Source organism: Aquirufa sp. (assembly GCF_044377215.1).
GTDB lineage: Bacteria > Bacteroidota > Bacteroidia > Cytophagales > Spirosomataceae > Aquirufa.
In genome coordinates this window covers 26,530-50,895 of sequence record NZ_JBILJM010000011.1, presented here as the reverse complement: position 1 = coordinate 50,895, position 24,366 = coordinate 26,530, and the positions used below count along the sequence as shown (strand labels likewise).

The 24,366-nt window shown below is 41.1% G+C and carries 16 protein-coding genes and 1 riboswitch; of the genes, 8 read left to right on the top strand and 8 right to left on the bottom strand.

The window, feature by feature from the left end; translation table 11 throughout:
* Positions 1-3: 3 nt before the first annotated feature.
* Together ACIQ6T_RS05385 and ACIQ6T_RS05380 are read right to left on the bottom strand one after the other, a co-directional pair.
* Positions 4-984 (bottom strand): ribonucleoside-diphosphate reductase small subunit, encoded by a 981-nt coding sequence (locus ACIQ6T_RS05385; protein ID WP_395784885.1) that lies wholly within the window; start codon positions 982-984, stop codon positions 4-6.
* A gap of 90 nt (positions 985-1,074) precedes the next feature.
* On the bottom strand, positions 1,075-1,653 hold the full coding sequence (locus ACIQ6T_RS05380) for a hypothetical protein (RefSeq protein WP_395784884.1): 579 nt from the start codon (positions 1,651-1,653) through the stop codon (positions 1,075-1,077).
* Between the two features lie 112 nt (positions 1,654-1,765).
* On the opposite strand from ACIQ6T_RS05380, the gene uvrA reads away from it, so the two are divergent.
* From uvrA to ACIQ6T_RS05365, 3 genes are all read left to right on the top strand, one after another.
* On the top strand, positions 1,766-4,600 hold the full coding sequence (uvrA, locus tag ACIQ6T_RS05375) for an excinuclease ABC subunit UvrA (protein WP_395784883.1): 2,835 nt from the start codon (positions 1,766-1,768) through the stop codon (positions 4,598-4,600).
* Positions 4,601-4,605: 5 nt separating this feature from the next.
* A complete protein-coding gene (locus ACIQ6T_RS05370) occupies positions 4,606-6,090 on the top strand; it encodes an NADH-quinone oxidoreductase subunit N (protein WP_395784882.1) in 1,485 nt (494 codons plus the stop codon).
* 85 nt (positions 6,091-6,175) lie between these two features.
* Positions 6,176-8,092 carry an amidophosphoribosyltransferase gene (locus ACIQ6T_RS05365; protein ID WP_395784881.1) on the top strand — a complete coding sequence of 639 codons (1,917 nt, stop codon included), beginning with the start codon at positions 6,176-6,178 and terminating at the stop codon, positions 8,090-8,092.
* 5 nt (positions 8,093-8,097) lie between these two features.
* Here the strand turns inward: ACIQ6T_RS05365 and ACIQ6T_RS05360 are convergent, their stop codons facing one another.
* Both ACIQ6T_RS05360 and ACIQ6T_RS05355 read right to left on the bottom strand, forming a co-directional pair.
* A complete protein-coding gene (locus tag ACIQ6T_RS05360; protein ID WP_395784880.1) occupies positions 8,098-8,346 on the bottom strand; it encodes a hypothetical protein in 249 nt (82 codons plus the stop codon).
* A gap of 93 nt (positions 8,347-8,439) precedes the next feature.
* Positions 8,440-11,292 (bottom strand): gliding motility-associated C-terminal domain-containing protein, encoded by a 2,853-nt coding sequence (locus ACIQ6T_RS05355; protein WP_395784879.1) that lies wholly within the window; start codon positions 11,290-11,292, stop codon positions 8,440-8,442.
* Positions 11,293-11,389: 97 nt separating this feature from the next.
* Here ACIQ6T_RS05355 and ACIQ6T_RS05350 point away from each other — a divergent pair, with 97 nt between their 5' ends.
* The 3 genes from ACIQ6T_RS05350 to ACIQ6T_RS05340 all read left to right on the top strand — a co-directional run bounded on the left by ACIQ6T_RS05350 (position 11,390) and on the right by ACIQ6T_RS05340 (position 16,218).
* Positions 11,390-12,451 carry a type IX secretion system membrane protein PorP/SprF gene (locus ACIQ6T_RS05350; protein WP_395784878.1) on the top strand — a complete coding sequence of 354 codons (1,062 nt, stop codon included), beginning with the start codon at positions 11,390-11,392 and terminating at the stop codon, positions 12,449-12,451.
* A gap of 79 nt (positions 12,452-12,530) precedes the next feature.
* Positions 12,531-15,131: an SLBB domain-containing protein gene (locus ACIQ6T_RS05345; protein ID WP_395784877.1), complete on the top strand. Its 2,601-nt coding sequence runs from the start codon at positions 12,531-12,533 to the stop codon at positions 15,129-15,131.
* A gap of 4 nt (positions 15,132-15,135) precedes the next feature.
* Complete coding sequence (locus ACIQ6T_RS05340; RefSeq protein WP_395784876.1) at positions 15,136-16,218, top strand: Wzz/FepE/Etk N-terminal domain-containing protein; 1,083 nt, start codon at positions 15,136-15,138, stop codon at positions 16,216-16,218.
* A 53-nt stretch (positions 16,219-16,271) separates the two neighbouring features.
* Here ACIQ6T_RS05340 and infB read toward each other — a convergent pair whose 3' ends face one another.
* Genes infB through rimP form a run of 3 tightly spaced genes read right to left on the bottom strand, consistent with a single transcriptional unit; the run spans position 16,272 to position 20,852 of the window.
* Positions 16,272-19,007, bottom strand: coding sequence for a translation initiation factor IF-2 (gene infB / locus ACIQ6T_RS05335; protein ID WP_395784875.1), 2,736 nt, complete (start codon positions 19,005-19,007; stop codon positions 16,272-16,274).
* A 39-nt stretch (positions 19,008-19,046) separates the two neighbouring features.
* Positions 19,047-20,294, bottom strand: coding sequence for a transcription termination factor NusA (nusA, locus tag ACIQ6T_RS05330; RefSeq protein WP_395784874.1), 1,248 nt, complete (start codon positions 20,292-20,294; stop codon positions 19,047-19,049).
* 18 nt (positions 20,295-20,312) lie between these two features.
* The gene (rimP, locus tag ACIQ6T_RS05325; protein ID WP_395784873.1) at positions 20,313-20,852 is read right to left on the bottom strand and encodes a ribosome maturation factor RimP; all 540 of its coding nucleotides are present in this window, start codon (positions 20,850-20,852) and stop codon (positions 20,313-20,315) included.
* Positions 20,853-20,973: 121 nt separating this feature from the next.
* Between rimP and ACIQ6T_RS05320 the strand changes: the two genes are divergently transcribed.
* The gene (locus ACIQ6T_RS05320) at positions 20,974-21,501 is read left to right on the top strand and encodes a DUF4833 domain-containing protein (protein ID WP_395784872.1); all 528 of its coding nucleotides are present in this window, start codon (positions 20,974-20,976) and stop codon (positions 21,499-21,501) included.
* On the opposite strand, the gene ACIQ6T_RS05315 is transcribed toward ACIQ6T_RS05320, so the two are convergent.
* A complete protein-coding gene (locus ACIQ6T_RS05315) occupies positions 21,498-23,435 on the bottom strand; it encodes a TonB-dependent receptor plug domain-containing protein (protein ID WP_395784871.1) in 1,938 nt (645 codons plus the stop codon). The two genes, ACIQ6T_RS05320 and ACIQ6T_RS05315, sit on opposite strands and share 4 nt — an antisense overlap.
* A 71-nt stretch (positions 23,436-23,506) precedes the next feature.
* Positions 23,507-23,702: riboswitch (cobalamin riboswitch) on the bottom strand.
* Positions 23,703-23,802: 100 nt separating this feature from the next.
* Here ACIQ6T_RS05315 and ACIQ6T_RS05310 point away from each other — a divergent pair.
* Complete coding sequence (locus ACIQ6T_RS05310) at positions 23,803-24,366, top strand: DNA-3-methyladenine glycosylase I (protein WP_395784870.1); 564 nt, start codon at positions 23,803-23,805, stop codon at positions 24,364-24,366.

Here is a 24,366-nt window from a genome sequence, read left to right as displayed (position 1 = left end):
GAATTAAAAATCTTCACTCATAGAGAATGACATAGATTCCTTGTCGGACATGACACCTGATTTTTGATATTCAGCCACACGTTTTTCGAAGAAATTAGTCTTTCCTTGCAATGAAATCATTTCCATAAAATCGAATGGGTTGGTTGCGTTGTAGTTCTTTTGGCATCCTAAAGAAACCAACAAACGATCCGCTACAAACTCAATGTATTGACACATCAATTCTGAATTCATGCCAATCAAGGAAACTGGCAAAGCCACCGTAACAAATTCTTTTTCAATTTCTACCGCATTTAAGATGATCTCGTAAATACGCTCTTGAGAAATTTTATTTTTGATGTGATCGGTGTATAATAAACATGCAAAATCACAATGTAAACCTTCATCGCGCGAGATCAATTCATTGGAGAATGATAGACCTGGCATTAAGCCACGTTTCTTCAACCAGAAGATTGAACAAAACGAGCCGGAAAAAAAGATTCCTTCAACGGCTGCAAATGAGATAAGACGTTCTACAAAATTGTCGCTTTCAATCCACTTCAATGCCCAATCCGCTTTCTTCTTCACGCAGTCAATCGTCTCAATGGCACGTAACAAATGGTCTTTCTCTTTTGGGTCGTTAATGTAAGTATCAATCAGAAGAGAATACGTTTCTGAGTGAATGTTTTCCATCATGATTTGAAAACCATAGAAACATTTCGCTTCAGCATATTGTACCTCTTTCAAGAAATTGTTTGCTAAATTTTCATTCACGATACCGTCAGAGGCCGCGAAAAAAGCTAGAACGTGAGAGATAAAATGACGTTCTCCGTCATTTAATTTCTTCCAATCTGACAAATCTTGTTGAAGGTCAATCTCTTCAGCCGTCCAAAAAGAGGCTTGGGATTGCTTGTAGAATCTCCAGATATCATCGTGTTTGATTGGAAATAAAACGAAACGACTTGGGTCCTCTACTAAAAGAGGTTCAGAAAAAAGTTCTTTTGACATGTGAAATATAAATGAATTCGAAATTAAGAATTTATCGCTTATAATCTTAAAATAGTAAGACTATATTTTGGTCCAAATTGTTTTAAATTTTTAAAAGAAAAATCCACCCACTTGAACGACCAAAGCAGTGCCATAAGGGGAGTTCGATCCCGCCGTATAATTTAAGTCATACATGACGTTTAAATTAATCCCAAGTTTAGATCCAATGCCTATGCCAACTAAAACGGGTGTGGAATATTTCATCTTATTCGCGGGGCTTGCAATGTCTTGAAAATTTTCAATTTGGGCAGTTAAATAGCCCTGGCCAATCATCGCTGATAAAGCCGGTACAAATTGACGAACAAAGATTCGTTGGCCTAATAAATTAGACGCTTGAAAACCTCGAAAAGAAAAATATTGATAGGTAAAACCTACCCCTAAAATCGTATTATTTGTTAGCATATACCCCGCCATAGGCGAAATACCTATGCTGGTTGGATTACCAAAACTTAATCCCGAAATCCCTCCCCCAAAGTGCAAGCGTTGGCGAAATGGCAAGTCTTTCACATCGGGTTCGATATCGAGATCCCCTTTTGCCCCTTCCTCCGCAATGACGATAGGATCTTGTGCTTGACTTGCAAATGAGATTGAAAGAAGAGCAAGGACGAAAAATAAGATTATTGATTTCATTTTATCAGTTTATAATGTTTCCAAGGCTTCATTCCCCCTTACCTTTGGCAATCCTCCAAGGTTTGCCAAAGGTAGCGTTGGGTTTGTCAAAATTAAAGGATAATTTTGAAATATGAGTTCTCCTTTGCCCCAAGATTTCGAAAATTTAGACCCTAGGTCCTACATCATTATCAAGGGTGCGCGCGTACATAATCTCAAGGGAGTCGACGTAGCCATTCCCCGCAATAAATTAGTAGTTATTACAGGCCTTTCAGGCTCGGGAAAATCTTCACTCGCATTCGATACACTTTTTGCAGAAGGCCAACGCATGTACGTTGAAAGTCTGAATTCCTATGCGCGCCAATTTTTAGGCCGCATGGAAAAACCGGCCGTTGATTACATTCGTGGAGTTTCTCCGGCGATTGCCATCGAGCAGAAAGTAAATACAAAAAATCCGCGGTCAACGGTGGGGACGACTACCGAGATCTACGATTATCTCAAATTATTATTCGCCCGAATCGGTAAAACCTATTCGCCCGTGTCTGGGAAAGAGGTCAAGAAAGATTCTGTATCCACCATAGTTGATTGGATTGGAACATATCCCGACAAAAAAGTCCTAATCCTCGCGCCTTTAGTTGCGCATCCTGATCGTAGCATTTTGGATGAATGCCAACTGCTCATTCAAAAAGGATATACGCGTCTGAAAATTAAGGACGAAATTGTCGAATTGGAAGAACTCGTTGATAACGCCGACAACCTAAAAAAACTTCAAGCCAAACCAGGTGAAATTGCCATATTAGTTGACCGACTGATTAGCAAACCAGAGGATGAAGAAACCATTTTCCGACTAGGCGATTCGGTTCAAACAGCCTATTTCGAGGGCGAAGGGGTTTGTTGGATCGAAGTCGAAGGCCAAAAACGCACCCAATTCTCCAATAAATTCGAACTCGATGGCCAGGTTTTTGAAGAACCAAGCCTCAATTTGTTTTCGTTTAATAACCCGTACGGCGCGTGTAAAAATTGTGAAGGTTACGGTAAAGTTTTGGGGCTCGATCCTGAGCTTGTCATTCCAGATCAAAACCTCTCCGTCTACGAAGGAGCGATTGCCCCATGGCGCAGCGAGCGCATGAGCGAATGGCTACATCCTTTATTGCGCAACGGCATTCATTTTGATTTCCCAATTCACCGACCATACAAAGATTTAAGCACCAAAGAGCAGCAATTACTTTGGAAAGGGAATAAATACTTTGCGGGATTAAATCAGTTTTTTGACCATCTCGAAAAAGAGACCTACAAAATTCAATACCGCGTTCTCCTATCCCGCTACCGGGGCAAAACAACGTGTCCAGAATGCCAGGGGTCTCGATTACGTGGCGACGCAGCGTATGTGAAAATCCTGGATACGTCGATTATCGATTTGGTACTTTGGCCCATTTCGAAGACTAAAAAATTCTTTGATTCACTGCAATTGTCTGAAACAGATCAGAAAATTGCCAAACGAATTTTAATCGAAATCACGAACCGACTGGACTATATGGACCGTGTGGGACTAGGATATTTGACCTTAAACCGACTTACCTCTACCCTTTCCGGCGGTGAATTTCAACGTATTAAATTAGCTACTTCCTTAGGCAGTGCGCTCGTAGGATCCATGTACATCCTAGATGAACCCAGCATTGGTCTACATCCGCGGGATACGGAAAGACTAATTTCTGTACTGGAATTACTAAAATCCATGGGCAATACGGTGATCGTTGTCGAACATGAAGAAGATATCATGCGGGCGGCTGATCAGATAATTGATATTGGGCCGGAGGCAGGCCGACATGGCGGAAATTTAATTTTCCAAGGCAATCTTGCTGAGGCGTTAAAAGACGACAAAACCGACAGCCATACCCTACGGTTTTTACGTGGTGCGGATAAGATTGAGATCCCATCATTCCGAAGAAAACCGTTGGCATTTATTGAGATCAAGGGCGCGAATGAGAATAATTTAAAGAATTTGGACGTCAAAATTCCGCTAGGCATATTATCGGTGGTGACTGGCGTCAGCGGTTCGGGTAAGTCGACCTTGATCCGTAAAATCCTTTACCCGGCAGTGCTGCGTCACTTGCAATTAGGGACGGAAGAAACGGGTAGATTTCGCGAATTAGGTGGGAGTTTGAACAAAATTGCGGGTGTGGAAATGGTGGACCAACAGCCTATCGGGAAGTCATCGCGGTCAAATCCGATTACCTACATCAAGGCGTATGACGCGATTCGCTTGTTGTTTTCTGAACTTCCTTTGGCAAAAACTCGTGGATATAAACCGGCTCATTTTTCATTTAATGTCGAGGGTGGGCGCTGTGAAACCTGCCAAGGAGAAGGCGAAATCACGATTGAAATGCAATTCATGGCCGATATTAAATTGACCTGCGAATCATGCAACGGTCAGCGATTTAAGCAAGAAGTACTCGATATTAAATTCCAAGATAAATCCATCGCTGATATTCTCGATTTAACCGTCGAGGAAAGCATTCCATTTTTCCAGGAAAAATCACCTAAAATAGCGGAGAAAATTGATCCACTTTTTCAAGTGGGACTAGGCTATATTAAATTAGGCCAAAGCTCAAATTCACTTTCGGGTGGTGAAGCACAACGCGTCAAATTAGCGAGTTTTTTAGGCAAGGGAAATTCAAATAAAGGCAAGACTTTATTTATTTTTGATGAGCCTACTACGGGTTTGCACTTCCATGATATTAAAAAATTACTCAAGGCCATGAATGATTTGGTGGAGCAAGGCGACACGGTAATCATTATTGAACACAATATGGAGGTGGTGAAATGTGCGGATCACATCATCGACTTAGGTCCTGAAGGCGGTGAACTAGGAGGATATATCAGCTACGAAGGAACGCCGGAGGATATGATTAGTTTGAAAAAGAACCCTACGGCCCACTATTTGAAAGAAAAATTACCGACCAAATAAAGTCTATGTTTTCAACCGAATTCCTTTCTAGTATTTCAAGTAAAATGACCGGGACGACACAGGGATTTTCGTTGGTGTTACCGGAATTAGTAGTCGCTGGCTGTTTACTTATCAGTATTTTTGCTGATTTATTTTTACATGGCAAACCAGCCAAAGTAGCTAATTCGTGGCGCTATTTCATGGCACAATTGGGGTTGTTTTTGGCAATGGGATTGTCTTTCCAACGCATGTCGCAGGGATTAGCTGGCTTTGTTAGCTTTCAACTTTTCCAAGTTAATATAGGGTCAAACACGACAAATACACTGATTATTGCCCTAGGGGTACTTTTACTTGGTCTAAACCAATTACATCGAAAAGATTTCTCATTGGAGGAAAATATAGGATTTTCATCTATTCTATTAGGAAGTTTACTGACTTCGATGAGTTCACATTTTTTATCGCTATTTCTGAGTTTAGAACTCATTTCAATGGGGACGTATGTGTTAGTTGGCATGCGCAAAGATTCCACTGGCGCGCGTGCGGCCTTACCCTATGTTTTGTTTGGACTTGGTACCTCGGCGATCTTACTGTATGGGATTTCACTTATCTATGGACTAAGTGGTACGATGTATTTGTTTTCCGCGGATTTAAGTCGGGGATTATCGACTGTAGATCCAATTTTTGCTTACACAGCCTTAGGCTTACTGGCTGTGGGTATCTTATTTAAAATGGCCTGGGTGCCCTTTCATCCTTGGAGTCCGGACGTTTTGGAAAGTTTACCAGCGTCGTGGATGAGCTGGATTTCGGTGGCCCCAAAAATTGCGGTTAGTATTTTGGGCATCAAACTGATTCACTACATTCCGCTTTCGATGGATTCGACTATAAGTTTCTTGGCTATTGCGACGCTTTTAGTGGGAAATTTAGCGGCGATGGGTCAAAAAAACAGCAAACGTTTATTAGCCTACTCAAGCATAGCGCATGGAGGTTTTATGGCCATGGTGTGGTTATTTCCGGCTGATCAGGCGCTAAAAGCCTTACTATTTTATGGATTTTTATATGGAATAAGTACGTTTTTGGTATTCTATCAAGTGGATGAAGTGATTGGGGATTCGATTCAGTCGGATGACATGGGGGCGTGGGCAGGCTATTCGCACCGCCAACCGCTCAGATCGGTGACTTTGTTGGTGGGTTTAATCGCCATGATTGGAATACCGCCTGCGGGAACATTTTTAGCGAAGGTCACCTACTTTAGTCAGTTGTGGGAGAACTACCAAAATAGCCTAAAGACAAGTGTGCTGGCATTGCTGATTGTTTCCCTGCTAGTTACATTGATATCTGTTTTTTATTATTTACGAATTCCGTATCACATTTACTTAAAAAAGCGGGAAGATGGAATTGCATTGGATGAAGCTAAATTTAGCGCGAAAGATTGTGGCTATGTACTTTTGGCAATACTTTTAATTGCTGCTTTAATCCATCCAAACCTATTTTTTGAGCTTTTAAAAGTTTAAATAAAAATTAAAAAATAACCCAAATTGCTGATAATAATTCCCTAATTTTGTGCTTTATTTTAGTAAAATCTTCTCCTAAACCTACATGTCTGAATCCATCAAACACGAATGCGGAATTGCACTAATCCGAATGCGAAAACCTTTTCAGCATTACCTCGATAAGTACAATACGCCGATGTATGGCTTAAATAAGTTGTATTTGATGATGGAGAAGCAGGTGAATCGAGGACAAGATGGAGCGGGGATTGCGAATATAAAAATAGATGTCAAACCGGGTAGCAGGTATATCAGTCGCTACCGTTCCGTAGAACCCCAAGCCGTTGCGGATATTTTTGGGAAGATTAATAAGAAATTTAAGAAAGCACAAAAATTAGCGAAGGATACAAAACGGGAAACAGGAATCGATGCGGTTCATGATGCTACGTGGTGGCAAGAAAATGTGGCCTTTACGGGAGAAGTGCTTTTAGGGCACCTGCGTTATGGTACTCATGGTCAAAATGAAATTGAGAATTGCCATCCGATGTTACGCCAAAACAACTGGCGGAGCAGGAATCTGGTGATGGCTGGTAATTTCAACATGACCAATGTGGATGATTTGTTTGACAAATTAGTGTCGTTGGGCCAGCATCCAAAAGAGAAAGTGGATACCGTGACGGTGATGGAAAAGATTGGTCACTTTTTAGATGAGGAGAATCAACGTCAGTTTGGCAAGTTTAAGGACAAGTATGAAAATCCAGAATTATCGGATGTACTTGCGGCAAATATCGACTTAAAGCGCGTTTTAGAGCGTTCGTGCAAGGATTTTGATGGAGGTTATGCGATGGTGGGAATGACTGGTTATGGTGCTTCGTTTGTAGCGCGTGATCCGGCGGGAATTCGTCCAGCATATTACTATATGGATGATGAAGTGGTGGTGGTGGCTTCGGAGAAGCAAGCGATAAAAACTTCTTTTAATTGCGCATATGACCAAATTAAAGAGATTACACCGGGTCATGCCTTGATTATTGAAATGGATGCTTCGGTCAGCGAAGTACCATTTATTGACCGAATTGAGCAGAAATCTTGTTCGTTTGAGCGTATTTATTTCTCGCGCGGTTCGGATCCGGATATTTACCGTGAGCGTAAGAAGTTAGGTCGCTTGTTGATTCCTCAGATTTTAGATGAGGTGAAAAATGACTTGAAACATACCGTGTTTTCGTATATCCCAAATACCGCTGAAAGTGCGTTTTTGGGAATGATTGATGGATTAGAAGATCATTTGGCGAAAGAGAGGAAAAAAGCCATCATGGAAGGCGTATTGTTTGAGGAGCAATTGGAAGAATTATTAACGTTCCGTCCGCGCGTCGAAAAACTGATTTCCAAAGATGTCAAAGTTCGGACTTTCATTGCGAGTGATGCGATGCGGGATGATATGGTTTCCCACGTATACGACACCACGTATGAGGTGATTGAAAAAGGGGTGGATTCAGTGGTATTGATCGATGATTCGATTGTTCGCGGAACGACTTTGGAGAAAAGTATTTTGAGTTTGTTGGATAAGTTATCCCCCAAGAAAATTGTTATTGTTTCCTCGGCGCCACAAATCAGATATCCAGATTGTTACGGGATTGATATGTCCAAAATGATGGAATTTGTTGCTTTCCGGGCAGCACTTGCCTTGTTGAAGGAGCGTGGAATGGAAGATATTTTGGACGAGGTCAACTTGAAATGCTTATTGGCCCTTGAAAATGGAACCGCTACCAGCGAGAACTTTGTCAAAGCGATTTATGCACCGTTCACGGATGAAGAAATTTCAAATAAAATTGCGGAGATAGTTAAGCCAAAGAATCTGCAAGCCGAGTTGTCCATTGTATACCAGACGGTTCCCAACTTGAATTTGGCCTGCCCAGATCATTTGGGCGATTGGTATTTCACAGGTAATTTCCCTACACCGGGTGGAAACCAGGTGGTGAATAAATCATTTGTAAATTTCATGAAGGGAATTGAAGTTCGGGCTTACTAGTTGGCCTATTTCCAACGGTCCAAACCGCCTTCGATCATCGGTTCTTCTAGAAAAGTCAAATGCCCATTATCCTCTAAAACGATGGTGATATATTCCCATTGTTTATCGTAACGCGGAATTTGACAAATCCATTGATTTTGATTGTTTCGAATCGCTACCGTAAAGTAGGAACGAAGGGTTGCGGAGGAGTATAATTCAACAACTTTCTTTCCTTGCATGTAGGCAAAAAGTCGGTTGAAGAAAGATACTTGCATCGCTTAATTTGAGAGTGTAGATCAATTACTGCTCAAAAATACCGCATGAAAAAAGTAGACGAAAAAATTATTTATCTAGTGGTCTCTAATTTACTAATAGGCGACTAAAACACCGCCTTTTAGGGTCTGAGTACCTCCGAAATCAATAGACTCATATTCAATGGCATACACGTATGTTTCCTGAGGGACTCGCTTCCCTTTATATGTTCCATCCCATTGCGTATCCGGGCGTAAATTGTCCCCTTCAAATAATAATTCTCCCCAACGGTTAAATATTTTAACATTTAGAATTCGCGTCCGGGCCGCATTTAACGGCTGCGGTACAAAGCGATCATTCACTCCATCGCCGTTGGGCGTGAATATATTAGGAGCTAAAACGACGGGGAGGCATTTGTCGGCTACAGGATAGGGTTGGTTAAAGATACATCCATATTCATCACGCACACGCAAATTGTATGTTGTCGCATAGGTGACGTTCAAAGAAGGATTTGTGCCCAGTGGAAACCCCCGTTCTGTCCATAAAAATTCCAGGCTAGCGGGATTGGCAATGGGCCTAAGTTCTAGCAAACGCGTCGGATTATCCATGCAAACACTCGGGGCTACTTTAGGGATAAAATTCTGTTTTGCATAATATCGTAGATCAATATCGCCTTTGACTTCACAACCCGTCGCATTATCACTAATTTTGACGGAATACGTATCCTCTGTATTTACTGTGATGGTAGACGTATTTGCCCCAGTACTCCATTCATACGTAAGGCCAGGCAAACCGGGGACTTTATCTCGGATAGCATCAGGAAAGGTAATGTTTCTATTGAGGCATAAGGGGTCACCTGGATCAAATAATTTATCCACTCGGCTGCGTAAGGAGAATGGCTTTAAATTTCGTATATCAAATTCCTCCGCATCCAGAAAATAGCTTCCACACAGTGTGAGTACTTCGACAACGATAACATACTTTTTAGGGTTTGGGGACTTATCGGGATAGGAATAATTGATCGATTTTCGATTTGAAAAAAAGGCCTCTCGCACTAAACTTGGATCTTGTTCAATGAGCCCTTTGGCCGCATTGTATACCAGATTAGGTGATGTTCTACCTGAAAAGGCATTACCAACATAAATAGACCAGTTGGCCCCCGTAATCTCCTTGTCCTTATCCTTACACTTGGGAGGCTCGGGTAATTTATAGGTAAAGGTTGTACCCGAACATGATTGTTGAATACCTCCACCATTCGAATTAGAAGCAAAACGGACGGCGGTCATCCCCCGACCTAAATTTCCTGAACCGGTGAAGGTAGTAATGTCAAAGTTACTAGTGGGCCCAGGAATCGCCAGACTTGTAAACAAGACATTTGGCCTACGAATAAATGCCAAAGTAGTCGTGTTTTCAATCGCGATGTAAAGTCGAGCTGAGTTATCAGGGTCCAATTTTAATTCCCCGAGGAGGTCAATCGTTTCGTAGACAACGAATTTGGTTGCTTCAACATTCGCTGCAGTTAGGTCAAATTGCAAAATTTGCGATTTGATAGTTGTCCCATTTCCGCGTGTCGTGACATAGAGCACTTTACCGTCGGGTGAAAACGCAACACCATATACTTTTACGGGAAGCGTACCCAATTGGATTCGTTTTATAATCCGAGTATCAAATTCACCTGTTAAAGTATCAAAGGGCATAATTAAGATTTGGCTTAACCCAAGTGAATCATTTGCAATAGCTAATCGATCATTTCTGGGTGAAAAACTAAAACTGGAGGAGGATGAAAAAGAAACAGTATAGTTTACATTAAATCGAGTGGGCTTGGACAAACCTAAACTATCCAATTTATAGCGGTAAATATTTTTGGTGCCTTCTTCGAAGGCATTGATCCAAAAAGCTTTCTCTCCGGCATTTGTGATCACCAACTTATCCGTCGCCCCAAATGAGCTGATGGGCGTTGCCAATGAAGCTGAGGTAAATGGCACAACCACTGATCCCAAACCGCCGTTTCCGGAGATATCAAAAACGCTGTAAAACAGTTGGTTTTTACCACCTATCTGCTTCATCCCAAAAATATAGTATTCAGAATCACATCCAGAGCAAGATTGTTTAGGTAAAATAGCGGATGCTTGACTCAAATTCACATCCCCTCCTAAATTAGTAATTACGTTTCCGGAAAAAGTCTTGACCATATCACCATTGGTATAAATACCGCCTAAGGAATTGTTTGCAGCTTTAATGGGAGCAAATATAAAAGAGGATGAACCTGCGGGGCTTGAAAACCCTGGATCTGGGCTTCTGGTTGGGGTTCCACTAGTGAACTCAAGTTTGTTCCCATTTCCCATACTCCAAAAAGGGCTTCCGGAACCAGAGGAAGCACCGTTGTTTGTTTGGCAATACATCACGCGTAAACGAGCTTCGGAATAACAGCCTGAAATATTGTCTTTGATTTTTACGGAATAGCAGCCTTCTTTGTCGACGGTCAATTGGTTTGTAGTCTCACCATTGGGAAACCAGGTCACACTAAGATTAGATGGGTTCGGGTATTTAGATTGGGGTAAATTTTTAAATGCATCGATCACCGTAGTACCCGAACAGAGCTCTAAGGTATCTTTACAGCTGTCATTTCCTAAAAATGTGCGGGGCATCTGCGTTATATAAACCTGCTTCGTAAGTGGAATAGGAGAACCGACCGTGGGTCTAATCGTCACGCGCACCGTCCGCACACCGGGTCCTGCATAGGTATGAACTGCTGTGGGGGTAGAATACCTCGCACCATCCCCCATATCCCAATCAAAAACAGTACCTGTCGGGTAAATTCCTTCGACATCGCAGACCGTTTCGAGACCTTCTTGTTTTCCTTTACAATCTTGACATGTCTTTAGGCAGGTGTTTCTACATTGAATTTGTCCAAAGGCTGAGCTGAGGCTAGCCAAACAAAAGACAATAAACAGGTAAAAACGGATCATGGTAAGGCGAAGTATAACGCGAAACGATCACAAAATAAGCCTTTAAATTGGTTTTTGAAAAACGAATCCACTAAATTGCGGGGCTACGCGGTAGACAATGAACAAAAAGAGGCATTTTGCGATCGTATTCTTCATCTGGTTGACTCAAGTTTTCTTGGTTCGAGCGCAGGATCCGCAATTGTCTCAAATGTACGCCGCGCCTTTGCTCATCTCGCCAGCGTTCGCTGGAATTGACAATCAATCGAATGTTCATTTTACGCATCGGAATCAGTGGCCGGGGTTAAATGCCAACTATCAATTTTCGGCCATTAGTGCCAATATTGCCTTAGGAAACCAAAAGAGTGGATTGGGGATTATCATGACATCGGATAAGCAATTCATGAATTTGCAAACCACGCAATTAGGACTTCAATATGGGCATCATATTGATTTAGGCGAGGATATACGATTATCGGCCGGTATCCAAACCGACCTATACATGCGGAGTTTAGATGCGTCTCAGTTTTTATTTGCGGATCAATTTCGATCTATCAATTATGGATTTATATCTTCAAGTAATGATGTTTTCTTTCAAGATAATGTAGCAAATACTACAATTAAACGAAGCAATTTCGTTGATTTCTCCTCTGGCGCTTTATTAAATCTTCGTAATTCGTGGATTGGCTTGACGGCCCATCACATTAATCAGCCGGACAAATCGATTTTTAATGGTACAAATGATCCGTTGAACACCAAATTTGGTATACAGATGGGGACGAAAATTATTTTTGAAGATCCGTATTTGAACCGAACAACCAGTAATCCGTGGGCGAATAAAGAAGTGAGCATCAGTCCGGTGGTTCATTACAAAAAACAAGGAAAATTTGACCAGTTGGACATGGGAGCGTATTTAACTGTGTCACCGTTGGTGGCAGGAGTTTGGTACCGAGGTATTCCAATTTCAAAAACAAATTACAATCGGGAGTCCTTAATTTTTTTGTTGGGTTATAGGTTGGATTCTTTTTCGGTCGGTTATTCGTTTGACATGACGATTTCTAAATTAGGATCATCTGCGGGTGGCGCGCATGAGTTATCAATTGCGTATTTGTTGGATTTAGATTTATCGCGAAGTAAACGAACGAAACTATTAAACAGTAAATTGGCTTGTCCGAAATTTTAGCGAATAACTGACCATTCCCTAAACGAAGCGGTTTGAGACCAAAAAAATTAATAAATTGCATAAATTTTACGTTGACCATATGAAGTTTTTCCAAAAGGCAAACAAATCCCTTTTCCTTGTACTCAGTTTAGTATGCTTGTTGGCCGCTCACCTAGCCACTGCCCAGCAGGTAACCCAGCCCAAACGTAATGTAGATGAATTATCTGACGAGGAAATCGCCTTATTTATGGAGCGTGCTCAGGCGAGTGGAATGTCTGAGGCTCAAATTGAGCAAGCAGCTAAGACACAGGGGTATACCGCGGCTGATATAGCTAAAATGAGAAGTAGAATTTCAATGGTTCAGGCAACTCCTACAACTGGGGAATCAAACGGGGAATCTGGTATTTCAGAAGACGAAAATGACCCATTTGCCAAGAATAACGCTCGAAGTTTGAGCGAAATGGGATCTAGTAAAAGTATCCCAAAAACTGGTAAAATTGCTGCCAAGGGCATAGGTAATATAACGCCAAATGTGAAATATGAAATTGACGAAAAAGGTCGTAAAGTTTACCTTAATGCAAAAGGAGAAGAAATTGATGCTCCACTTACACTTCAAGAACGAAAAATACTAAACACTCCTATTGATGTATATAACGATAGTTTAGTAGCGATTTACAAAAGAATTCAGAAAAAGGTTGCGAATAATATTGATAAAAACATTTTTGGATCAACGTTATTCAATAATGAATTAATGACATTTGAGCCTAATTTACGTATTGCAACACCTAAGAATTACCAATTAGGCCCAGAAGATGAACTTAATATTGCCATTTTTGGAGACGTACTAGACAACTTTAAAGTCAAAGTAAGCCCGGAGGGAACGGTCAAAATATTAAATATTGCACCCATCTACGTAAATGGATTAACCATTGAGGTAGCTTCTGAACGAATTATCAGTCGGCTTAGACAATTATACCAAGGCCTCAACAAACCGGGTAGCGGCTCTTCAGCGCAAGTTACCTTGGGAAGCGTAAGAAGTATTAAAGTGACAATTACAGGAGAAGCTCAAATGCCCGGCACATATACTGTTTCCTCCCTATCAACGATTTTCAATGCATTATATTTAGCCGGCGGACCATCTAAAAACGGATCATATCGGTCAATTAAACTAATTAGAGGCAACAAAATTATTAGAACATTAGACTTATATGATTTTTTACTAAAAGCAGACCAAACAGACAATATACACTTGAATGATCAAGATGTCATACGGATTTCAGATTATGAAAATAGGGTTGAAGTTGCTGGTGAGGTAAAAAGACCTATGATATTTGAAACGACTAAAGGGGAAACATTCAAGGATCTTTTGAAATTCGCTGGTGGATTTACAGAAAAAGCTTATACCTACACGATCAATGTTAGAAGAAATACTTCAAGAGAAATCAAATTACTTAATATCACTCAAGATGAAGTAGAAAGTTTTTTAACTCAAAATGGAGACAAATTTACTGTTGGTCAGATTATTGAACGATATGAAAATAGAATTGAGTTAGAAGGTGCCGTGTTTAGACCTGGAATGTATGCATTAGAAAACGGATTATCAACAGTTAAAGAACTGTTAAAAAAATCTGAAGGAATACGAGAAGATGCGTTTTTAAATCGGGCAACTATTACTCGAAAAAAAGAAAATTTTGATCCAGAAGTAATTTCATTTGACTTAGGGAAAGTCTTAAGAGGTGAGGTTGGGGACATTCCACTTCAACGGGAAGATGTTATAAAAGTGTTTTCCATTAAAAATTTGAGGGAAAAGCGGGTGGTTAATATTACTGGTGAGGTAAACCAACAAGGCGAATTTGACTATAAAGAGGGTATGAAAGTTGCCGACTTGATACTTCTTGCAAAAGGATTAAAAGAATCAGCAAGTTTCTCAAATTTAGAATTAGCACGCCGAATTATTAATCATGGATCCAATCAGCAAAATACAAATAAAATTGAAATTATTAATTTTGAAATTGATGGAGATTTAAAGATTTCAAATAAAGGAAGTCAACTTATTCTTCAGCCCTTTGATATTATCTCGATTCGAAGAGCTCCAAGTTATGAGGAACAAAGGTCTGTTAAAGTTTTAGGTATGGTCAATTATCCAGGTAGCTATGCCATACAGACGAACAAACAAAAAATTTCAGATGTTCTAGAAAGAGCTGGAGGATTACGTGTTGAGGGCTATTTGGAGGGAGCAAAATTGATACGTAACTCAATCACGGTGGGAGTTAATCTCAAAGAGGTGCTAAGTAATCCAAAATCACAAGAGAATCTACAATTAATGGCGGGTGATGAATTGATAATTCCACGTTTATTACAAACTGTTAAACTAAATGGAGCAGTGCAAAATCCATTAGCTGTATCTTACAAGGAAAACTTTACACTAAAAGATTACGTTGCAGAAGCAGGAGGTTATTCAATTCTTGCAAATAAGAAACAAATTTATGTGACCTATGCAAACGGAGTTTCAAATCAAATTCGTAAATTTTTAATTTTCAAAAAGAATCCGCGAATTGAGCCAGGTGCAGAAATTACGATTCCTGCCCTACCTGAGAGTTCTAAGAAAGGGTTGACAGCTGCTGAAGCCATTGGTTTAACATCAAGTTTTATATCAGTAGCGCTAACCTTAATTACACTAGTTAATAATTTACCTAAATAGTCGCATGTCTACAGAAAATAATATCCAAGAAACTGGAGAGATTTCGATCAATTTTGGTGAAATCTTTAAGTCTTTAAAAAGTAATAGCTTATTAATTTTATTGATATCATTTATATTTACTAGTATCGGTGGTTTATATTCTTTCACACTAGATAACGAATATGAATCAATTGCTAAAGTACTCCCTGAAAGTACTTCGAACTCAGGTTTATCAGGAAATCTTGGTGGGTTATCATCACTTGCTGGTTTAGCAGGAATTAGCCTTGGAAATGGCCAAAATAATGGCGATTTATTAACTCCAGGCCTTTATCCCAATATTATTCAGAGTAGTCCATTCTTAAGAGAATTAATTGTACAAAAATTATATAATCCAAAATCAAAATCGTGGGGTACAGTTAAAGACTATTTAAATCAAGACAATACCAATGCTCCGATTCTTTTCTTTAAGGAAAAAAAATCTGGAAAGGTATTAGATGTAGTAAAACCAATACGTGGAATGTCTTCTGATTTACTGGCATTAAGTCCAGCTGAAGCTAATGCAATGGGACAATTAAAAACAGCAATAAAGATTGAAACTGATAAAAAATCTCCAGCAATTTTAATTTCTGCAAAATTCAATGACCCATTGGTAGCAGCTAATATGACAAGTTTGATTCAGAATCAATTAACAAAGTATATAATTAGCTATCGTACAGAAAAGTCACGTAAAGAGATGCAATTTTTACAAGAAAGACAGAATGACGCGAGAAAACGGTATGATTTAGCGCTATTTTCACTCTCAAATTACAAAGACCAAAATAGAAATGTATTTAAATTTGTAGCTAGGGATCAAGAGAAGAAACTACAATATGAGGTTGACCTCGCATTTAATATTTATTCAACACTCTCAAGCCAACTTACTGAGGCCAAAATTAAGATCCAAAAAGACACACCGTTATTTAAAATCTTAGAACCTGCGCAAGTTAACCCAGCAAAAGTAAGTCCAAACCGAACATTGATAACATTAGGAGCCATGTTCTTTGGTTTATTTATTTCGCTAATTATTGTATTCTTCAAATCCGTAAACCTTAAAGAACTTTTAAGCTAATCCATTCCGAAAAGCACACAAAAAAAGCCGAATCTCTCGATTCGGCTTTTTTGTTATTTCAAGGTTCGCTTCACCTCTTTCATTTCGTAACATTCTAAAAGGTCACCCACCTCAAGGTCATTAAACCCTTTAATCGACATACCACATTCATACCCGAATTTTACCTCAGCTACATCATCTTTGAAACGCTTCAAAGCTGAAATCTCCCCATCGTGAATCACGACAAAGTCACGAATCACACGAATCTTATGTGCACGCTTTACCGTACCATCCAAGACGTAGCAACCCGCCACCGTACCAATCTTCGTAATCTTGAAGACATCACGGATTTCAATATTGGCCGTGTTAACCTCTTCAAAAGCAGGGGCCAACATACCTTCCATCGCGGCCTTGATTTCATCAATCGCCTGATAGATAATCGAATAATTACGAATTTCAATTTGCTCCGTTTCCGCTAGTCGGCGTGCATTTTGCGAAGGACGAACCTGGAACGCGATAATCACCGCATCCGAAGTCGAAGCTAACGCCACATCCGACTCAGATACCTGACCCACACCTTTGTGAATAATGCGTACCTGAACTTCTTCCGTTGACAATTTTAATAAGGAATCCGAAAGCGCCTCCACAGAACCATCCACGTCACCTTTGACAATCACATTCAACTCGCGGAAAGTACCAATCGCTTTCCGACGGCCAATCTCCTCCAACGTAATGTGCTTGCGTGTACGCAACGATTGTTCCCGTATAATTTGCTCACGCTTGTTCGCGATTTCACGCGCTTCACGCTCATTCTCCAAACAAATCAACTTATCACCCGCCTGTGGCGCGCCATTTAATCCCAATACTTGTACTGGAGAAGATGGACCCGCCTTTTTGATTTTATTTCCATGGTGATCAAACATCGCCTTCACACGACCATAATTGTCGCCGGCCAACATCATATCGCCCACATGTAATGTACCGTCTTGAACCATCATCGTAGTTACATACCCACGACCCTTATCCAATTCAGCCTCAATAACGGAACCAATTGCTTTCTTATTTGGATTCGCAGTCAATTCAAGCATTTCTGCTTCTAATAAGACCTTTTCCAACAAGTCATTGATACCTAAACCGGATTTAGATGAAATCTCTTGGCATTGGTATTTACCACCCCAATCCTCCACTAACATATTCATGGCCGCTAATTCCTCACGTACTTTGTCGGTATTCGCACCATCCTTGTCCACTTTCGAGAACGCAAAGACGATCGGCGCACCCGCAACCATCGCATGATTAATAGCCTCCTTTGTTTGTGGCATGACCGAATCATCCGCCGCAATAACAATAATAACAATATCCGTCACTTTCGCACCACGGGCACGCATCGCCGTAAAGGCTTCGTGACCCGGTGTATCCAAAAACGTTACTTTCTTTCCAGATTCAGTCTCAACAGAATATGCACCGATGTGCTGCGTAATTCCTCCCGCTTCACCCGCCGTAACCTTCGACTTACGGATATAATCCAATAAGGAAGTCTTACCATGGTCAACGTGTCCCATGATAGTGACGATCGGAGCACGCGGCAATAAATCAGCCGGATCATCAGGAATATCCAATTCAACCGCATCGATTTCTTCCTCAGCTGAAATAAATTGAACCTCATAGGCAAACTCATCCGCAATAATCGTAATAGCTTCCGCATCCAAACGCTGGTTGATCGAAACGAACATACCTAAACTCATACACGTTGAGATAACCTCATTCACTGAAACATCCATCAAGGATGCCAAGTCACTCGCTGAAACGAATTCCGTAACACGCAAAACTTTTGCCTCCTCATCCTCAGCCATTTGACGTGCTTCCTCCGCATCCGCACGCTCACGACGCTTCACGCGACGCTTATCAGCACCAAAACTTTGCTTATTCGTTGCTCCTTGCAGACGAGCCATCGTGGCCTTAATCTGCTCTTGAATATCTTTATCTGATAATTCTTCCTTTACACCCGGTTTTGCACCCGGCGCTGGCTTCTTACCAAAATCTTTACGCGCATTATTATTGGCATTATTTTGACCCCCCGGTGCCGGACGTGTTTGATCATTCGCAACTGGCTTCTTCTCATCCTTAATGATACGCTTACGCTTATGCTTACTTCCACCGCGGTCATTATCTACCGGCAACTCAATCTTACCTAAAACAGTTAAACCCTTTAATGTTTCTCCTCTAGCTTCAATCAACTCAATTTCCTCAGGTGGAAGGGATGCTAAATCTATTTCAGCCAATAGTTCCGCCGGAACAACTTTCTCCTCCACTACGTTGGGTGCCTCCACGATCGGCTCAGGAGCCTTCTCCTCAGGGACAGGTTTAGCAACTGGTTTCGGGGCAACAGGATTTCCTTTCTTATCTAAATCAATTTTACCTACTACCTTTAAACCTAATGGCTTTACTTCAGCAACAGGCTCAACCTTAGGCACTTCAACCACCACTTCCTTAACAGGTTCTGGCGCAGGTGCAGGAGCCTCCGCAACCGGAGCCGGCACTTCTTTAACCACTGGCGCAGGCTTCTCCTCACTAGGAGCGGCAACCACAACAACCTCTTCTGCCACTTTTTTGGGCGCTTCTGTCTGCTCTAAAATTTGGCTAACGCCATATTCCTTCGCCACTAAAGTCAATTGCTCAAAATTTAGCTTCGCATTTGGATTATTGTCGACCTTATGACCTTTAGCAGAAAGAAACTGAAGGATCGTAGACGTTCCCACGTTTATTTGTTTTGCTACAAGGCTTAATCGCATTGTTTTCTCTTCTGCCATATAAATAATTACAAAATACTAATTCGTCAATGTTACATCTTACTCAAACTCTGAACGCAATACAGCCAACACATCCTCAATCGTTCCCTCTTCCAATTCCGTTCTACGCTCTAATTCCTCTTTTGATAAAGCCAAAACTTGTTTCGCCGTATCCAATCCAATCTTATGAAGCTCAGCTAAAATCCAAGCCTCAATCTCATTAGAGAATTCTGTTAATTCTACATCCTCATCATCCAACTCATCCTTAGGGACATCACGGAAAACATCAATTTCATAACCCACTAACTTACCAGCTAATTTAATGTTTTGACCCCCACGACCAATCGCCATCGACACTTGATCCGAATTCAAATAAACTGAAATACGGCGACGCTCCTTGTCAATCGCCATCGAATTTAACTTCGCTGGACTCAACGTACGCGCCACCAATAATTCTAAATTATCCGTAAAATTAATTACATCAATATTCTCATTTTGTAATTCACGTACAATGCCGTGAATACGAGATCCCTTCATCCCCACACATGCTCCCACTGGATCAATGCGATCATCAAACGACTCAACCGCCACTTTAGCACGCTCACCTGGTTCACGCACAATCTTGCGAATCGAAATCGTACCATCATAAATTTCTGGAATCTCCTGCTCAAATAAACGCTCCAAGAATACCGGAGAAATACGCGACAACACAATACGAGGTGTGCCATTAGCCATCTCAACCTTGTGAATAATCGCACGAATCGTCTCCCCCTTCTTAAATCGGTCCTTCGAAATCATTTCCGACTTAGGCAAAATCAACTCATTGTCCTCATTGTCCAATAAAATTAATTCACGACCCAAAATTTGATATACCTCAGAAGTAACCAATTCGCCTACTAAATCTTTGTACTTATCAAAAAGACCTTCTTTCTCAATGTCTTTGATTCGTTGGATCAATGTCTGACGCGCAGTTTGAACCACCCGGCGACCAAAATCCTCCAACTTAATCAATTCAGCCACCTCTTCCCCAATCTCAAAATCCGGCTCTATCAACTTAGCTTCCGCCAAAGGTATTTTATCAAAATCCCAAATATCCTCGGAATTGTCATCTACGATCTCGCGCGTACGCCACATCTCTAGGTCACCACTTTCGGGGTTAATAATGACATTAAAATTCTCATCAGAACCGAATTTCTTACGAATCATCGTACGAAATACTTCTTCCAATACCGCGATCATGGTCGGCTTATCAATGTTCTTTTCCCGAGCAAAATCTGAAAATGACGAAATTAATTCAACACTATTCATTGCTATCCTTACGTTTTTTTATTGAAATGATACTTGAACTCTTATTTTATCAACTGCCTGCAACGGAAACCACGTAGGCTCTTTTGCCACAACAGCACGATGTTTAACTGTTTTTTCGGTCAAAACCTGAATCGCATCAGCCGTATGCCCTTGCAACTCGCCCACCACCGGATCTCCCTCCTTCAACCAAACTTTCACTTTACGACCCGCATTTTTCTCAAACTGCCAGCCCTGTGTCAACGGAAAATCTAATCCTGGCGACGAAACTTCTAAATTATAAGCCTCCTCTATCCAAGCCTGCTCCTCAATGTGATGACCCAATTTACGACTCAATAAAGCACAAGCTTCTATCGTCACCCCCTCCATCGTATCCACCAAAATGGTGACCAAAGAACGCCGTGCTCCCCTCGTTACCTGTAGGTCAACCAATAATATGGGGCCCGTACCGATATACTCCTGAATCCACGCGTTAATCTTTGTTTTTATATCTGCCATCAATGCATTGAAAACAAAAAGAGGGATTAAAAACCCCTCTTCTTTCTTAAATTTCCGATGCAAAGATAAATAAATATTTCAATAAACCAAGAAATCGATCTGTTTAGCACATAAAACAGCCTTATCTAGGGCAGGTATCTTTACTAAAATTCGTTACTTGCGTTCCCATTTTATTTGCTTACTCGTGTCAAAAAGTCTTTTCCTTTATTTATTCTTTTTTACCTACACAGCTTATGCCCGCGCTGACCGCTTTCCCATACCCCCCAATTCAAGCTTAAGACTCTTTTACATCCAACGAAGCTCCAATGCAAATACCGTTATTTATGATGCAAATCTACTCCCAAACAAAACACTAAATCCCAAAGATCCCGTATATACTTACTGGATTCGCTATGCTGAAAAGGGCCAAAAAGAAGAATTAAGCACCATTCAACGCACGCTGGCCTACGGCCTATACACCAACCCAATCACCACCGAATCCAATACCTACGAAGGATATTTTCTAGCCTACCGAAAACGTAAATTTGTTGTCAAACTAGACACCAAAGGAAATCCCATCGCACTGTTTCCAATCAACAATAAACTGCAAATCCTCAAACGTGTTTATGTAAGCGTCAATGAAACCAATTTCATGCCAAGCGTTTACTACATTGAACTATTTGGCAAAGATCCCGTTACAGGAAAAGACGTCTATGAACGCTTTGTCCCTTAAAAACGGAAAATCAAACTCGACTGCACATTCATGGGCTGACCAGCATATCCCACTAACTCTACGATTCGCTGGTTTAATACATTCTTCGCCATGACTTGTACCTTCCACCGACTAGACAACGCGTACGAAGCCTGTAATTCCATCCATACATAACTAGGCAAATCCACCCCACGCGTGGTATAGGTTTCATCATCAAAATAATAGTCACGGCGTTCGCCAACAAACTGCGTCAACAAATTAACCATTAATTTAGGTCCAATTTGCTGCGATAATCGCAAGGAATATTGATGTGTAGGCCGACGAATCAACGAGGAGTAGGTTGAATCAGTGGTGCCAACGATACTTTGAATATTACCACGGAGATAGGTATACGATCCTGTGGCAGAAAATTTAGCAGACGTAAATTTAAATTCGGCTTCGATGCCTCGTGTTTGTTGTTTGGCAAAATTCGCATAGCGACCATAAGGCTCTACCGTCAATGATCGGAAAACGATCCCATCACGAACGTTATTTTGAAAGGCCACAACTCGACCTGACCATCGACCGGCCGACTGCTCAAAGCCCAATTCCCACGTTTCGCCATACTCAGGCTTTAATGATTTGTTTCCATAAGGGGAATACAATTGATACAAGGAGGGAGCTTTAAAACTCGTGGCATAATTGGCAAAAACCTTTGATTTAGAAGTTGGAAGCCAATACGGGTTTACATTATAAGTAAGCGATTGGCCAAATAACGAATGTGAATTCCAACGAAAACCCGCCTCAAAACCAGCTTTTTCTGTCTGCTTTTGTAACGTAAAATAACTACCCCAAAGTTGGATTTTGGCTAAATTCGATTGGATCTCAGGTGAATCATACCGACCATAAGCACTGATTGAAAAATCGACCTGATCTGTGGACTGTTGGCGCAACTCCGAACCAACCAGCCCGATCAACCCATAAGGCAAACGCCATTTGGCATATATTTCAGCCCCCTGATTCGTGCCCGAGTAGGTCGACTCATTGTAATTAGACCAGGCATTCGTGGGGATATACAAGGAATCATTCCGAAAATTACGTCGGGTGATATCATGAAAAACACGTAAAAATATATCCCCAGTCGTAAACTGCGTATGCCATTGACCTCGGACGGCGTGATTTGAAGCAGTGGACGTATAATCCAAATCATCTGTAAACGGTCCCGCATCTAAATTTCCTTTGTATTTTTCACCTTGGTAACTAAGGTCCCAATCACTTCGTTTACGCACCATACTACTTAATCGAACCCGTACATTTTGCTGATTAAACCCATCTTTTTCGGCTTGATCCGCAGCGGCCGAAAACCCATTGGTTGATGTATTTTGAGCGCTTACACCTACCTGTACTTGACCTACTTTTCGTTGCAATTGCACGGACTGCGCATGCGTGCCTAGTCCACCACCTTGCAATGTAATGGCATTGCTCGATCGATCTGTGACTAAATTAATGACGGCTGCCATCGCATCCGAACCATACAATGTCGACTGCCCACCTTTCATGATTTCAATACGTTCCAGATTTGCCAAATTAATTAAATTCCAATCCATCACCGATGAAATATGGGAAGGGTCATTTGCTGGAAATCCATCAATTAATAATAAAACATGGCCCGTATTTGCGCCGCGAACATAAATTTCTTGGTTTGTGCCTGGAGCACTGCGTGAACCCACAACTGAAATACCTACCGTCTCTTGTAAAAGTTCCCCCAACCCTTTTCCTAGGCTTGCTTGGATTTGCTGACGCGAAATGATGGACACAACTTTCCCCGTCTGCGCTAATTTTGCGGGAAATTTACTGGCGGTAACTTGAACTTCAGATAATGTGGAATCAGTAAAGGATTTTGTTTGCCCATGCATGGAATGATGCCCACACAGGAATAGCGTAGCGATTGTAATCGCTGATTGTAATTTTAACATTTTTTTGCCCAAAGAGCGTGAAAATAAAAAGGTAATCGAACGCTCGACCCCAGCTCATCCACCGTAAAACAGGGTCAAGGATCATTTAAGGCAGGTCTCCTGACTCACTTTCGATTCTTTTCCGTCTTCCCAGCCGAAGCCAGTGACATGAGGTAGAAAAGCATTTTGAAAGTTTACAGTTGCGGGGACAGTTCCAGCATTTCACTGAATTCCCTATTAAGCAGCAAATCACGGATGATTTGATACACCTTAAACTGATGCAAACTTAGTATATTTTATCAAGAACTTGATTTTTATTCCAACTTATCAACTTTGTACTCTGTCAATTCCCAAATAATTAACTTCTTTGTAACCTAAACCTACCCACATGGAAACAGTGACCCGATGCCTTTGGCCCGGAAATGACCCGCTTTACCAAGCCTATCATGACCAAGAATGGGGAAAGCCATTGCATGATGACCATACACTTTTTGAATTACTCATTTTAGAGGGTTTTCAATCCGGCTTATCTTGGATCACCATTCTGCGCAAAAGAGAATACTTTCGAGAAGCATTTGAAAATTTTGATTTTCAAATCTTGGCTACCTGGTCTGAAGAAGCACTCGAAAAGCAAATGCAAAATCCATTGATTATCCGTAACCGACTTAAAATCTGGTCTGTCCGGACGAATGCGCAAGCATATATTCGAATTCAGGAAAAATTTGGTAGCTTTGACCGATTTATATGGGCTTTCGTGAACGACAATCCCATTCAAAATCATTTCACTATACATGAGGCTTTGCCAGCAAGCACCGAATTATCGGAGCGATTAAGTAAAGAGTTGAAGAAATTGGGATTCAAGTTTGTGGGGCCCACCATCTGCTACTCATTTATGCAAGCGGCCGGTTTAGTGAATGACCATGTAAAAAGCTGTTTCTGTTACGCTAACTAA

Bases quoted from the DNA above. Each gene is read 5' to 3' on its own strand.
- ACIQ6T_RS05350 (WP_395784878.1), top strand. From the start codon at position 11,390: ATGAACAAAAAGAGGCATTTTGCGATCGTATTCTTCATCTGGTTGACT.
- infB (WP_395784875.1), bottom strand. From the start codon at position 19,007: ATGGCAGAAGAGAAAACAATGCGATTAAGCCTTGTAGCAAAACAAATA.
- ACIQ6T_RS05315 (WP_395784871.1), bottom strand. From the start codon at position 23,435: ATGTTAAAATTACAATCAGCGATTACAATCGCTACGCTATTCCTGTGT.
- ACIQ6T_RS05345 (WP_395784877.1), top strand. From the start codon at position 12,531: ATGAAGTTTTTCCAAAAGGCAAACAAATCCCTTTTCCTTGTACTCAGT.
- ACIQ6T_RS05365 (WP_395784881.1), top strand. From the start codon at position 6,176: ATGTCTGAATCCATCAAACACGAATGCGGAATTGCACTAATCCGAATG.
- uvrA (WP_395784883.1), top strand. From the start codon at position 1,766: ATGAGTTCTCCTTTGCCCCAAGATTTCGAAAATTTAGACCCTAGGTCC.
- nusA (WP_395784874.1), bottom strand. From the start codon at position 20,294: ATGAATAGTGTTGAATTAATTTCGTCATTTTCAGATTTTGCTCGGGAA.
- ACIQ6T_RS05360 (WP_395784880.1), bottom strand. From the start codon at position 8,346: ATGCAAGTATCTTTCTTCAACCGACTTTTTGCCTACATGCAAGGAAAG.
- ACIQ6T_RS05370 (WP_395784882.1), top strand. From the start codon at position 4,606: ATGTTTTCAACCGAATTCCTTTCTAGTATTTCAAGTAAAATGACCGGG.
- ACIQ6T_RS05380 (WP_395784884.1), bottom strand. From the start codon at position 1,653: ATGAAATCAATAATCTTATTTTTCGTCCTTGCTCTTCTTTCAATCTCA.
- ACIQ6T_RS05310 (WP_395784870.1), top strand. From the start codon at position 23,803: ATGGAAACAGTGACCCGATGCCTTTGGCCCGGAAATGACCCGCTTTAC.
- ACIQ6T_RS05355 (WP_395784879.1), bottom strand. From the start codon at position 11,292: ATGATCCGTTTTTACCTGTTTATTGTCTTTTGTTTGGCTAGCCTCAGC.
- ACIQ6T_RS05340 (WP_395784876.1), top strand. From the start codon at position 15,136: ATGTCTACAGAAAATAATATCCAAGAAACTGGAGAGATTTCGATCAAT.
- ACIQ6T_RS05385 (WP_395784885.1), bottom strand. From the start codon at position 984: ATGTCAAAAGAACTTTTTTCTGAACCTCTTTTAGTAGAGGACCCAAGT.